General features: G+C 58.4%; 11 protein-coding genes. 8 read left to right on the top strand and 3 right to left on the bottom strand.

Annotation, left to right across the window (positions count from 1 at the left end):
* Nucleotides 1-29: 29 nt before the first annotated feature.
* Nucleotides 30-626 carry a cysteine dioxygenase gene (locus DIE23_RS09800; protein WP_124611932.1) on the bottom strand — a complete coding sequence of 199 codons (597 nt, stop codon included), beginning with the start codon at nucleotides 624-626 and terminating at the stop codon, nucleotides 30-32.
* Between the two features lie 182 nt (nucleotides 627-808).
* Nucleotides 809-1,726 carry a LysR family transcriptional regulator gene (locus DIE23_RS09795; RefSeq protein WP_124611931.1) on the bottom strand — a complete coding sequence of 306 codons (918 nt, stop codon included), beginning with the start codon at nucleotides 1,724-1,726 and terminating at the stop codon, nucleotides 809-811.
* A 265-nt stretch (nucleotides 1,727-1,991) separates the two neighbouring features.
* On the opposite strand from DIE23_RS09795, the gene DIE23_RS09790 reads away from it, so the two are divergent.
* The 8 genes from DIE23_RS09790 (at nucleotide 1,992) to DIE23_RS09755 (ending at nucleotide 11,190) form a co-directional block, all read left to right on the top strand.
* On the top strand, nucleotides 1,992-2,465 hold the full coding sequence (locus DIE23_RS09790; RefSeq protein ID WP_124611930.1) for a PaaI family thioesterase: 474 nt from the start codon (nucleotides 1,992-1,994) through the stop codon (nucleotides 2,463-2,465).
* A 151-nt stretch (nucleotides 2,466-2,616) separates the two neighbouring features.
* Nucleotides 2,617-3,906: an amino acid permease gene (locus tag DIE23_RS09785; RefSeq protein WP_260436015.1), complete on the top strand. Its 1,290-nt coding sequence runs from the start codon at nucleotides 2,617-2,619 to the stop codon at nucleotides 3,904-3,906.
* 52 nt (nucleotides 3,907-3,958) lie between these two features.
* Nucleotides 3,959-5,185 carry a MalY/PatB family protein gene (locus DIE23_RS09780; RefSeq protein WP_124611929.1) on the top strand — a complete coding sequence of 409 codons (1,227 nt, stop codon included), beginning with the start codon at nucleotides 3,959-3,961 and terminating at the stop codon, nucleotides 5,183-5,185.
* Between the two features lie 165 nt (nucleotides 5,186-5,350).
* Entirely contained in the window at nucleotides 5,351-5,692 is a 342-nt protein-coding gene (locus tag DIE23_RS09775) for a carboxymuconolactone decarboxylase family protein (protein WP_124607220.1), read from the top strand.
* A gap of 27 nt (nucleotides 5,693-5,719) precedes the next feature.
* A complete protein-coding gene (locus tag DIE23_RS09770) occupies nucleotides 5,720-6,910 on the top strand; it encodes a CaiB/BaiF CoA-transferase family protein (RefSeq protein WP_124611928.1) in 1,191 nt (396 codons plus the stop codon).
* 17 nt (nucleotides 6,911-6,927) lie between these two features.
* Nucleotides 6,928-8,133, top strand: coding sequence for a 3-sulfinopropanoyl-CoA desulfinase (gene acdA / locus DIE23_RS09765; protein ID WP_124611927.1), 1,206 nt, complete (start codon nucleotides 6,928-6,930; stop codon nucleotides 8,131-8,133).
* A 294-nt stretch (nucleotides 8,134-8,427) separates the two neighbouring features.
* Nucleotides 8,428-9,648, top strand: a complete 1,221-nt coding sequence (locus DIE23_RS09760) for an MFS transporter (protein WP_124611926.1) — start codon at nucleotides 8,428-8,430, stop codon at nucleotides 9,646-9,648.
* A gap of 345 nt (nucleotides 9,649-9,993) precedes the next feature.
* On the top strand, nucleotides 9,994-11,190 hold the full coding sequence (locus DIE23_RS09755; RefSeq protein ID WP_124612010.1) for an MFS transporter: 1,197 nt from the start codon (nucleotides 9,994-9,996) through the stop codon (nucleotides 11,188-11,190).
* Between the two features lie 239 nt (nucleotides 11,191-11,429).
* Here DIE23_RS09755 and DIE23_RS09750 read toward each other — a convergent pair whose 3' ends face one another.
* Nucleotides 11,430-12,389, bottom strand: coding sequence for a LysR substrate-binding domain-containing protein (locus DIE23_RS09750; RefSeq protein ID WP_124611925.1), 960 nt, complete (start codon nucleotides 12,387-12,389; stop codon nucleotides 11,430-11,432).
* Nucleotides 12,390-12,542 lie beyond the last annotated feature (153 nt).

Below are 12,542 nucleotides of genomic sequence, written 5' to 3'. Positions count from 1 at the left end.
AGCGCCACGTGACGAACCCGGGCACGTGTTCAGGCGTTTCCTGTTGCCTGGCGGGAAAGCTCGCTCTCGTTGGAGTAGCCGGAAACGAAGGGTTTCAGGATGCTCGTGTCGGGATCGAAGACGTACCGCGAAATTCTTCCGATGTTTCCGCCGTAGACGTGAATGCTCACCGAGACGCGATCCTCATACATGTTGGATACCCGATGAATGTCGCCGGTGCGCGGTGAAATGCTCTCGACAGTTCCCGGCTCGAGATAGTCGACTCCGCATGACTGCATGGGCTGACCCTGGCGACCGACTTCAAATGACTCTGCACGCTCTCCGCCTCGCAGCATGCCGATCAATGCCCACACCGTATGGTTGTGGATTGGCGTTTTCTGGCCAGGGCCCCAGACAAAGCTGACCACCGAGAACCGATCGGCGGGATCGGCATGGAGCAGGTATTGCTGATAGTACTGAGGATCCGGCCGGGCGTATTCGTCCGGAAGCCAGTCGTCATGGCGGACAATGTCAGCAAGGCGTTCACGTCCGCGCTCCAGGATTTGCCGCTCGTCGTTGGCGAAAGTATCGACGAGCTGCGTAAAGTCGCTGACGAAGCGATTGAAGCGAGCAGATGGAACGGGCATCAGATGTCTCCGGGTGATTGATCTTGTCGCAACTGCCCCGAAGGTTTTCCGCAGACTTTTGCGAAAGCTCCGTAGTGAGTCTTCGGGCATGACAGATTCTTGCCTCATGAACCGTCATGAGCAATTGAATCTTGTTTCAATCATCCGGCCAACTTCACGTCGGTGCGGGATTGTCCGGAGCGTCAGCCACGAGGTGCCGATTTGAGGATCGCTTGATGTCGACGAGTTTCTTGCCAGAAGGCGCGAGCGACAGGTGAAAGGCGATTTTCGTTCAGGCATACCAGGCCGATACGTCTTGACGAACTGGGTGACAGAGGACGGAAGACGGTGCCGGCGTACTGATCCGGGAGTGCGAATTTTGCGAGGACCGACACCCCTTTCCCGTTCGCAACCAGTTCAAGTATCGACATCAGTTGTAGCAGTTCGTACGTCACGCGTGGACGTAGCCCGTTCCGTGAGAATAGCTTGGTCACCAAGGCCTCCGAACCCGCGCGGGTGAGGATGAATGGGTCTACCGTCAACTCCTTGAGCGGAACAGTGTCCAGCTTTGCCAGCGGGTGGTTGGAGGGTAAAACAGCGACGAGCTCGTCGACGGCGAGCGTTTGTGTATCGAAGTCCGACTTCGGCAGCGTAACGGCGGCGAGCTCCAGACGACGCTCGATCAAGTCTCGCGATGTTTGTTCATCCGGCTTTTCCGTGACCAGGATTTCAACGCCAGGGTAGCGAGCCTTGAATCGCTCTATCAGCGGTGGAAGAACCCGGATCGTCGCGCTCGCGCCGAAAGAACCCAGACGCAGCAACCCGGTCTTCAGCTCAGCGCCCGCCAGTGCCGTTGCCTGAACCAGTTGAAGAGACGCAAACACATCGCGGACATGAGGAAGAACATGCTCGCCGGTGTAGGTCAGCGTGACGCGCGATGTGTTTCGATCAATCAACTCCGTTCCCAGCGCTTCCTCCAGTGCCCGCAGTGCGTGACTTGTAGCGGAAGGGGACATACCAAGCTTGGCGCCGGCGCTGGCAATCCCGTCTGAAGATGTGAGCGCGAGGAGCAGCTGAAGCTGCCGAAGCGTCGGTGTCGTCGTGCCGGATCCATGCCCCATTTGAATTTTCCCTCAAGCCGTGCTCGGCGAAATGAACATCGTATTGACCGGCGGGCGCTGGGGCAAGTCCGGTGACTTAGGGGGAAACCATTGCTCCGAGCGCGAACCTGGTCACCGAAGACATGTTGATTTAAATATCAATTGTTTGTGAATCTGATGAACCCATACGATGACTCCAGTTCGAGGTCGAGCTGAGATCGGTACCACGTGACCTGTCCTTCCTGACGACCGCGAGAGGCCCGAATTTCGTCGAGGAGACCACGTCATGCATGCGCTCGCGATACAAGACCGCTATCCGCCCGAGTTTGGCCACTGCTACGGCTGCGGCGCACACAATCCGCATGGCCATCATTTGAAGAGCTACCTCGTCGGAGACGAAACGGTTGCGACGTTTACGCCGGACCTCCGATACAGCGGTGGTGTTCCGGACCACGTCTACGGCGGAATGATTGCCGCGCTTCTCGATTGTCACGGCGCCGCATCCGCCGCCGCCTTTTCTTGTGTCAATGAAGGTCGTCACGAAGACGAAAGATCAGCGCCAATACGTTTCGTGACGGCGTCTCTGCGAGTCGACTTCAAGCAACCCACTCCATTCGGAGTTGAATTGGTGGTCAAGGGGCGCCTTCGTTCACTCGAGGGACGAAAGGCATGGATAGATCTTGCTCTGACCGCTGGCGAAATGACATGTGCTGTCGGCGAGATGCTGGCGATCCGGTTGCCGGATCACCCGCGCCACTGAAGAGGACTCGCCGTTCGTGCCGCACCGAAGAGGGCCAGCGGGCGGTCGTACGGCATTTGAGGCCCTGAGCCTCGCGATAACAAGAACGATAAAACGTAGCGATGCCTTGTCGCGTTTGCGCGTCAAGGTGTTCACATACAAGGAGACAGGCTTGAACACGTTCACTGAGTTGGAGATTTCCGATGAATCGCTGGGCAGGGTACCGTTCACCAGATACGACATGGGGTGGGTCATCCTGTGCATTGGGATGGCAATTGGTTCCGGCATCGTATTTCTGCCGGTGCAGGTTGGTATCACCGGTGTCTGGGTGTTTGCTGCATCGGTAATGATCGCGTATCCGGCAATGTACATGATGCAGAAGCTCTACCTGCAGACGCTATCTGAAAGCGAAGAGTGTGAGAACTATGCCGGAATCATCACGCAATATCTTGGAAAGAATTGGGGCATCTTTCTCGCGGTGGTGTACTTCTTCATGCTGGTCAAAGGGATGCTGACTTATTCCCTGGCGGTTACTTTTGATACGGCCAAGTATTTGCAGAGCTTTGGTGTGACGAAGGGATTGCTCTCCGATAGTCCGTTCTTCTCCTTGACGCTGCTGTGTCTCCTGGTGCTCGTTGCGTCGCAGGGGGAAAAGCTGATCTTCAAGGTGTCGAGCCCACTGGTGCTCTTCAAGCTCGGTGTCGTGGTGCTTCTCGGGGTCGTGATGATCCCGCATTGGGATTTCCGAATTGGTTTGCCGCAGGTCCCGCAGCTCAAACGGTTCGTGATCGACACCATTCTGACCGCTCCGTTCACCCTGTTTTCGATCATGTTCGTGCAGATCCTGAGCCCGATGAACATCGCGTTTCGCAAGGTGGAGAAGGATCCGCGCATTGCAACGTATCGCGCGTTTCGTGCCAATCGCATAGCGTACGTCATCCTCGTGGTTGCGATTCTGTTCTTCGCCACTTCGTTCTCCTTTGTACTCACGCATGAGGAGGCGCTGTCGGCCAAGGCGCAAAATATCTCGGCTCTGGCACTGGCGGGCAGCGTCATTCCCGGTAACGGCGTGCTGTATATGGCGACCGCGCTCAATCTGTTCGCTATCGTCACCGCGTTTCTGGGCATTTATCTTGGACTCGAAGAGGCAATCAGAGGCGTAGTGATGAACGTCATCACCCGGTTCATTCCGCACGAACGCATCAACGTTCGTCTTGTATCCGTCGGAATCTGCGTCTTCATTGTGATCGGCCTGTGGTGCTGGGTGCAGACTCGGTTTTCGATCCTGTTGCTTCAGCAGCTCGCGGCACCCATCTATGGTATTGCCTCATTCGTCGTCCCTTGTCTGCTGGTGTATAAGGTGCCCGCCCTCAGGAAGTTCCGCTCTCCCCGCGTGTGGTGTGTGTTCGCGTTCGGCATCGTTTTGTGTCTTTCTCCGGTCATGAAAGCTTTGGGTTACTAATATTTAAATTGACACGATTCGTGCAATGAAAGATTGAAAGAGGACGAAAGCAATGAGGCAAGATGCGGACGTGATCCCGATCAGTGGGACTCGATTTGACTTCGACACCGTGGTAGACCGCAGCGGCACCAACTCTCTGAAATGGGGGGCCGCGAGCGACGCCATGACTCCAGCACAGGCGCAGGCGAAACCATTGCCCATGTGGGTTGCGGATATGGACTTTCGATCTCCGCCTGCCGTGATCGATGCGTTGCACGACGCCGTCACACATGGTGTCTACGGCTATGCGGCGGGCCCCACGAAGCACTACTTGAATGCGGTGATCGGCTGGCAGCAACGGCGTTTCGGTTGGGATGTACCCCCTGGATGGGTGGTGCCGATTGCCAGCGTGATTGTCGCGCTCAAGACGGTGGTGCAGGCGTTTTCGCAACCGGGTGATTCCGTCCTTATCCAGCCGCCGGTCTACGCGCATTTTCATCATGACGTGATGATCAATGGTCGCCAGGTCGCCACGGCGCCACTGCGCTTCGACGGGGGCCGCTACCGATTCGACGCAGAGGCGTTCGAAGACGCCATTCGCGGGAACACCAAGATCTTCATCCTCTCGAATCCGCACAACCCGACGGGAAATGTGTGGACCGAAGAGGAGCTATGGACCATGGGAGAGATTTGTCAGAATCACGGCGTGCTCGTGGTAGCTGACGAGATTCACTGTGATTTCGTACTGGCTCAAGGACGCAAACACATACCATTTGCATCGCTGGATCGTCGGTTCGCTCACAACAGCATCACGTGTACATCCGCGAGCAAGACATTCAATCTCGCCGGGCTGCAGTGCGGCAATATGTTCATTGCCGACAAGGTCAAGCGGGATGAGGTCATGCGGACCATCGACAGGAACCATAACGCCCGCATCAATTTGCTGGGTATGGTTGCCACCGAAGCAGCGTTCACGCATGGAGCCGACTGGGTCGATGAGCTTGTGGCCTATATCGCGTGGAACCAGCGGCACTTCGCCGAGCGTATCAACGCATTGGACGCGGGTCTGAAGGTGGTCGACATGGATGCGCTTTACCTGGCGTGGATCGATTGCCGAGGACTGGGCATGTCAGGCGACGAGCTTGAAGATTTCATGCTCACGGAGAGTCGGGTATGGCTCGACAAAGGTACCAAGTTCGGTGTTGAAGGAAATGGCTTCATGCGGGCTAACCTCGGTTGCCCACGTCAGACGGTGGACCTGGCGATCGAGCGAATCTCGCAGGCGCTTGCTCGGCATTGATCGCCGATGTCGACTTGGAAATTTTGAATGTTTCCCGGAGTGCCGTCCTCGCTTCGATCTGGATCAAACGCTTCTGGATGATGATCCTTGTAGTGTTCTCATGAAATCGATGGCGAGTACGGATTTTTGTAAGCTTTACTAACGTTATTGTAAATGGAGCAGGAAATGATCAACGACTGGACCGAACTTCTTTCGAAGCAACGCGCTGCCGGTGCAAACCTCTCAAAAGCAAACGTGCCGGTTGTCAAGGCATTCTTTGGCTTGAACGAGTCCTTGAGCGAGGGGCAGGCACTCGATCTCAAGACCCGCGAACTGATCGCTTTGGCGGTGGCGGTGACGACGCGATGCGAGGGTTGCATTGCGTCCCACGCAGCAGCCGCACAGAAGGCAGGGGCAACGAAGCAGGAAGTCGCAGAGGCATTGGGGACCGCGATTGCACTCAATGCCGGCGCTGCCTTTGTCTATTCCGCGCGAGCACTGGAAGCCTTCGATCAGTTCGGTAGCTGATGTGGAACATCCCGACGGTGATATCGCATGAAATCTGACCAGATGGTGGCGCTGGCAGGCATCAAGGTCCTGGATCTATCCCGCATCCTGGCGGGACCGAGTGCAGCTCAATTGCTTGGTGATCTCGGGGCTGATGTCGTCAAGGTGGAAAAGCCCGATGAAGGAGACGACACGCGTAAATGGGGGCCGCCCTATGTACGAGGAAGTGCGGGCGAGAAGACGAATGAGAGTGCCTACTACCTTTCGGCCAATCGCAACAAGCGATCGATTGCGATCGATATCGGCTCTGACGAAGGGCAGGCGCTCGTGCATCAGCTGATCGCCCAGGCCGACATTCTGGTGGAGAACTACAAGGTCGGTGGTCTTGCCAAGTACGGTTTGGCCTACGAGCAGATAAAGGAGCGCTATCCGCGACTCATTTATTGCTCGGTCACCGGATTCGGCCAGACAGGGCCCTATGCCAACCGCCCCGGTTACGACTTCTTGATCCAGGGTATGGGCGGCATCATGAGTCTTACCGGGGAACCGGATGGTCAGCCGATGAAGGTGGGGGTTGGTATTGCCGACGTCATGACCGGTATGTATGCCACCGTCGGGATCCTGGCGGCATTGCAGCATCGACAGCGAACAGGGGAAGGGCAACACATCGACATTTCCCTCCTCGATACCCAGATTTCCTGGCTCGTGAATGCAGGAACCAACTACCTGAGCGACAGAAAGCTGCCGGCCCGGTTGGGTAACGGGCACCCGAACATCGTGCCGTACCAGGTCTTTTCGACGGCAGATTCACCGATGATTCTGGCGGTTGGTAACGATGCCCAGTTTCGCCGTTTTTGCGAGGTGGCGGGGTTGAACGCGCTTTCGTCCGACGAGCGCTATGCAACCAATCCGATGCGAATCCGTCACCGAGTCGCGCTATGCGAACGTGTTGACAACGCCCTCCGAACTCGGACGCGTGCCGAGTGGCTGCGGGAACTCGAGGCGGTCGGTGTTCCGTGCGGGCCGGTGAACAATCTGGAAGAGATATTTGCCGACCCGCATGTCAAGGCCCGCGGTTGCGAGCTGCGCATGCCGTGCGAATGGGCAGAAGGCGGAGAGATTGGTCTGCTGGCAAACCCGTTGAAGATGTCCGCTACGCCGCCGAGCTATAAGCGGCCGCCGCCGCGGCTCAACGAGCATGCAGCTGAAGTGCTGGCGGATTGGCTTGGGAAAAACTAGATATTTTGGGAGGCGTCATGTATCACCTTACCCCTGAACAGTTGAAGCTGCAGGCTCGCGCACGCGAGCTCGCGCAATCGGCATTTGCGCCGACGGCTGCAGAGACGGACCTTACGGAGCAGTATCCCTGGGCGAATGTTACGCAGCTCCGCGATGCAGGTTTCATGGGGATGACCTTGCCCAGAAGCATGGGCGGAGGTGGGCTTTCTTACCTCGATACGGTGGTCGTCATCGAGGAAATGGCCAAGGCGTGCGCCACGATGGGGCGCATCACGGTCGAGGCCAACATGGGGGCGATCGGCGCAATCGCGAAGTACGGGACCGAGGAACAGCTGAAGTTGGCGGCCGAACTGGTTCTCTCGGGAGATAAGCCGGCGATCTGTATCTCGGAGCCGAACGCCGGCAGCGCTGCCAGCGAGATGACCACGCGCGCGGACAAGAAGGGCGATCACTACATCCTCAATGGCGAAAAGTACTGGATCACCGGTGGCGGCGTATCGAAGCTGCACCTGATCTTCGCCCGCGTGTTCGATGACGGTGTCGAGCAGGGCATCGGTGCTTTCATCTGTGTGCGCAATGATCGCTCGCCGGCGGAACTCGTGGTGGGACGGAGGCTATATGCAATGGGGGTGCGCGGAATCCCCGAGACTCACCTCGAGTTCCGTGACCTCCAGATTCACAAGTCGATGCTCGTGGTACCGCCGGGCGGCCTGAAACGCGGTTTTGCATCGCTGATGACTGCCTACAACGCGCAGCGTGTCGGCGCCGGGACCGTGGCCCTGGGTATTGCGCAGGGCGCATTCGAAGAGGGCATGGCCTACCTGAAGTCCAGGCATCAATTCGGACGTCCCATTGCCGAGTTCCAGGGCTTGCAGTGGATGTTGGCCGACATGTCGACCCAGCTGGAAGCGGCCCGGTTGCTTCTGCGCTCCGCTGCTTCAAGCGGTGTCGATTTTCCGGACATCGACAAAGCTGCGCGAGCAAAGATCTTTGCGGCCGAAACAGCCAACAAGGTCACGAACGATGCACTGCAGTTCTACGGGTCGTCAGGTTACGGACGACACAATTCGATGGAGCGACACGTGCGCGACGCTCGTATGTTTACTATCGCCGGTGGTACGGCTCAGATTTTGCGCACGCAGGTCGCGTCGACGCTGCTGGGAATGAAGCTGCCACAGACACGTGACGGGTATCTTCGAGCAGCACAGGGTGGCCACGCCTGATCCAGGGAAAACGATGCTGCAAGGGCGGGATGAGCCACGAGATGCAGCATGCCGTGCCGTCCTTGGAACACGCTGACTTGGTGGAAATCAACAGGCTGCGCTAGCCGGCTCACCGGCTAGCGTACGCGAGCGCGTCCGTCGGACGTCGTTGACCAAACATCGGAGACGCGGACACTTCCGTCAACCGTTGATCACGCATTTCAATTTCCTGGCCATTACCGTGTCTCGCACTCACTCTAGTCATCGTGCACATCATTCGGGGCGATTCGAGTACACCGCCACGCGGAGGCGGATGTGAATCGCCAATTCCTGCTGTGCATGAGTCGTGTCGGCACGTGCATGGGCACGATGGCATTCGCCGGCGCGTTGCCGGTACTGCGTTCGGCGTGGCACATGGACGCCGCGACTGCCGGAAGCATCCAGACCGCGTTCAATCTCTCCAACGCATTCGCGCTGCTGGTTACCGCATGGCTATCCGATGGTCTGGGGGCAAGGCGAGTGTACTTGGCCTGCACATGGGCGGGTGCCGCTGCGTTGGTGATCTTCGCGATTTTCGCCCGAACCCCTCATTCCGCATTGCTCTTGATCGTGCTGGTGGGGCTGACGCAGGGAGGCGCTTACGCCCCCGCGCTACTGCTGGTCGCGGACTTGAGTTCGCCCGCCGACCGCGGTCGCGCAATGGGACAAATACTCGCCGCGGCTTCGCTGGGCTATCTCCTTTCCGTCTTTTTCTCGATGTGGGCGGCCAGCGCTTATGGTCCGGCAGCAGGATTTACCATGTGCGCGACAGGTGCATCGGCCGGGGCGGTATTGGGTCAGATTGGTCTCAAGGGGGTAGAGAATCGACGACACGGACACGAGACGGCAGCACGTTCCGAGCCAATGGAATGGCGTCGCGTATTTGGCCCTGCGTCGCTATGTCTTCTTGTTGGCTATGTGGCGCACTGTTGGGAACTGTTGGGCAGTTGGGCGTGGACTCCGACGTTGCTGGCGACCGCACTTCAGCCCAGCAAACTGGGGGCAATGACCACGAGTCTGATCGTGAGTGTCACCATCCATTTATCCGGCATGATCGCGACGGGAGTCGTCGGTGCGCTGTCCGATCGATTGGGCAGAGCGCGCGTGCTGATTTGCGTTGGGGCGATTGGCGCCATATGTTCGATGCTGATCGGCTGGTCGCAACAGTGGGGTCCCGGTTGGGTGATCGCTTTGGCAGCCATCGGCAGTTTCTTCATCCTGGCCGATTCGGGTGTGTTATCGGCCGCGATGACCGACGAGGTGCCTGCTGCCTACCTCGGCCGCGTCATGGGGATTCGATCGATTCTGGGGTTCGGGGCTGGCGCGTTCGCCCCGATGACCTTCGGGGCAACGCTCGACTGGACTCATCGATGGGGCTGGGCCTATATGCCGCTCGCTGCGGGCGGGATCGTTGCGGCGCTCGCGGCATGGGCATTGCGGAAAATCGGCCAACCGGTCGGCACAGGTTCAGACCGCAGGCAATCTGCCGTTTCCTGATAACGATGCGCCGGGGAGCGGCGATTGCCGTCGCGACCCCTGCCGATCTTGGCGACGCGGATTTTTCTTTTGATGAGGGAGGCGTTTGGTTGCTCGTTACTGCGTTGAATGCCAAAGACAATGGCGGGACCCGTCATGCGGATCGTTTCTCGCGCGCGAGACTCCGGCATACACGGGGCAGACGCATCGGTGATGCCGGCGTTCATTGGTGTGCGGGTATTGCCGACTCACGGATTGCCATTCGCACTGGAAGCGAGGCTGATGCATCTATCGTTGCGGTGCGCCGTCGCTTTTCCACAATCGCTACTTAAATGAATCCTTGATTCGCCCTGGATCGACTTCATGATGCCTGGTTCAAGACTCGATACCTCCGTCTGGCGCCTGAGTGCCGCACAAGCATTGGCGGGCGCCAACACGACTGTCGTGTACGCGACGGGCGCGATCATCGGCAACGTTCTTGCGCCAAGGCCTGCGTTTGCAACAGTACCGATCTCCGTGTTTGTCATCGGTATGGCAAGCGCGACACTGCCCGTCGGCGCATTGGCTCGTCACCATGGCCGGCACGCGGCCTTCCTGTTCGGCAATCTATGCGGCTTGATTGCGGGGCTCGTCGCGGCGCTCGCACTGTTCATTTCGTCATTCTGGTTGTTTTGCCTTGCCATGTTGTTTGGCGGCGCGTATGCGGCTGTCGTGTTGACGTTCCGGTTTGCAGCGACAGAATGCGTCAGCGAAGACAGCCGCCATCGCGCACTATCCGCAGTTCTGGCCGGTGGCGTTGCGGCTGGTGTATTCGGGCCGCAGCTCGTGACGGCGACGATGAATCTTTGGTCGCCTCATGCATACATGGTGACCTATATCGCTGCCTCGGGTGCTGCGGTACTGTCAGCCGTCGTACTGTTGGGTGTGAAATTCGAACATCGGCCTCCTGTCGCGCGTTCGGGAGGAGGGCGACCGATGGCAACGATTCTCCGGCAACCTCGATTCATCGTGGCCATGCTTTGCGGCGTCGTGAGCTACACGATGATGAACTTCATGATGACATCGGCACCACTCGCGATGGAGTTCTGCGGGATTTCGCGTACCGACTCCAACTACGGTATCGAATTGCATGTCATCGCGATGTACGCGCCGAGTTTCGTGACGGGGCGCCTGATTTCCCGTTTCGGGGCACTCAACGTGACACTGGCCGGCCTTGTGCTGATCGGGTTCGCCGCGATCGTTGGAATCGGTGGCATGACCGTTGGCCATTTCTGGGGCGCATTGGTGCTGCTGGGTGCGGGCTGGAACTTCGGATTTCTCGGCGCCTCGGCGCAGGTGCTCGCTTGCCATTCTGCGGACGAAGGACCGCGCGTTCAGGCGATCAATGATTTCGTCGTGTTCGGCGCAATGGTCATCGGTTCGTTCATATCCGGTGGACTGTTGAGTGCGCTCGGGTGGTCGATTGTATCTGGCCTGATCCTCCCGCCGCTCCTGCTTGCGGCGGTCGGTGTGATGTGGATGAAATGGTCGCGGCAGGGATCGATCGTCCGTGCGCTTGAGTAATATGGAGTCCGTGTCGAGAGAGACGGCGTACGCAGTGCGGATTGCGCAACGGGCTTCCCCTGAGAAGCTGATCGAAGTCGTGATCGTGGCGGAAACCTCAACGCTGTAGAGCGCGTGGCGTGGTGTGCCGGCTCGCGGATCGCCGAGGCCTCAAGGAGGCGATCGCCCTCGTGCGTCGCAACGGCGAAACGTTCGCTTCGCGCGGACAAGTGGATCGACAGGTGATTTCAGGTCACGCATCAAGTTCGCGGCTTTCCTTGGTGGCCCCGCGATGTCGCATCCTCCTCACTTGATCGGTAACTTGCGAGCCAGTCATACAGCTGTTCAACTTCCGGACGTTTGGGCCGCTGGTCGTTGCGCATGAGAAAGTACCCGCGGCCGGGGCGCACGCTGACTGAAGACAGACGAGCCAGTCTTCCGCTTCGCAGCTCGCCGTCGAGGAGGTATCGCGTGCCCAGCGTGACACCGCGCCCCCGGATGGCCGCATCGACAAGAACGATGTAGTTGTTCCCGTACTCGGTTGCCTTCACGCGTTTCGACTCGATCCCCAGCGAGGCGAACCACGCGGCCCAGTTGATCCAGTTCGGCTCGATACGCTCATACTCGAGAAGCGTTTGTGACAGCAATGCTTCGGGACCTTCACCCGCCAGAGGATGACTTTCCACGTACGCGGGACTGGCCACCGGAAAAATCTCTTCCTCGAACAGCAGGTGGCCGGTCCAGTCAATGCGCTGAGTGGCGTCATATACCACCGCGATATCCACGCTGTCGTGAAAAAGATCGGACGTGTGGTCGGACGTAATCGTGCGGATGCTCGCCGCAAAACTCGGGTTTTGATCCCGGAAGTCCTTCATCACCTCGCTGAGCCAGAAGTGAGATATCGCCGTGTTGGCGGCCAGCGTCACGACGGTACTGCTTCGCTTCAGGCTCAACTCGTCCACCGCATCAGCGAGGTAATTGAAGGCCGCGCTGACCTTGCCGTGAAGCTGCGCTCCGCGAGGAGACAACTGCACCCGGCGCCCCACCCGTTCGAAAAGCGAAAAGCCCAATCCCTCTTCCAGCTGCCGGATCTGCTTGCTGACCGCCGCCTGCGAGACGTGCAGTTCCTCCGCGGCGCGTGTGAAGTTCAGTGTTCGTGCCGCGGCCTCGAAAAACATGAGGCTGGTCAGCGGGGGAAGGCGATGACGCAGGCTCTTCATAACTCGGAGTTATCAATGTGGATGAGATTTCATCTATGTACAGCGAAATTTTCGACTCGTAAAGTCCTTCACAACTGGCATGGCTACAAAAAATGCCTGCCGGATCGAATGTACTTCCATAACCCACAGTGATTTGTTCCTCAGAGGAAAGCC

Source organism: Burkholderia sp. Bp9143 (genome assembly GCF_003853645.1).
GTDB lineage: Bacteria > Pseudomonadota > Gammaproteobacteria > Burkholderiales > Burkholderiaceae > Burkholderia.
The sequence above is the reverse complement of the archived record's forward strand: the minus strand, read 5'-3'. Positions and strand labels throughout refer to the sequence as shown.

Bases quoted from the DNA above. Each gene is read 5' to 3' on its own strand.
- DIE23_RS09750 (WP_124611925.1), bottom strand. From the start codon at position 12,389: ATGAAGAGCCTGCGTCATCGCCTTCCCCCGCTGACCAGCCTCATGTTT.
- DIE23_RS09790 (WP_124611930.1), top strand. From the start codon at position 1,992: ATGCATGCGCTCGCGATACAAGACCGCTATCCGCCCGAGTTTGGCCAC.
- DIE23_RS09770 (WP_124611928.1), top strand. From the start codon at position 5,720: ATGAAATCTGACCAGATGGTGGCGCTGGCAGGCATCAAGGTCCTGGAT.
- DIE23_RS09800 (WP_124611932.1), bottom strand. From the start codon at position 626: ATGCCCGTTCCATCTGCTCGCTTCAATCGCTTCGTCAGCGACTTTACG.
- acdA (WP_124611927.1), top strand. From the start codon at position 6,928: ATGTATCACCTTACCCCTGAACAGTTGAAGCTGCAGGCTCGCGCACGC.
- DIE23_RS09755 (WP_124612010.1), top strand. From the start codon at position 9,994: ATGCCTGGTTCAAGACTCGATACCTCCGTCTGGCGCCTGAGTGCCGCA.
- DIE23_RS09775 (WP_124607220.1), top strand. From the start codon at position 5,351: ATGATCAACGACTGGACCGAACTTCTTTCGAAGCAACGCGCTGCCGGT.
- DIE23_RS09795 (WP_124611931.1), bottom strand. From the start codon at position 1,726: ATGGGGCATGGATCCGGCACGACGACACCGACGCTTCGGCAGCTTCAG.
- DIE23_RS09780 (WP_124611929.1), top strand. From the start codon at position 3,959: ATGAGGCAAGATGCGGACGTGATCCCGATCAGTGGGACTCGATTTGAC.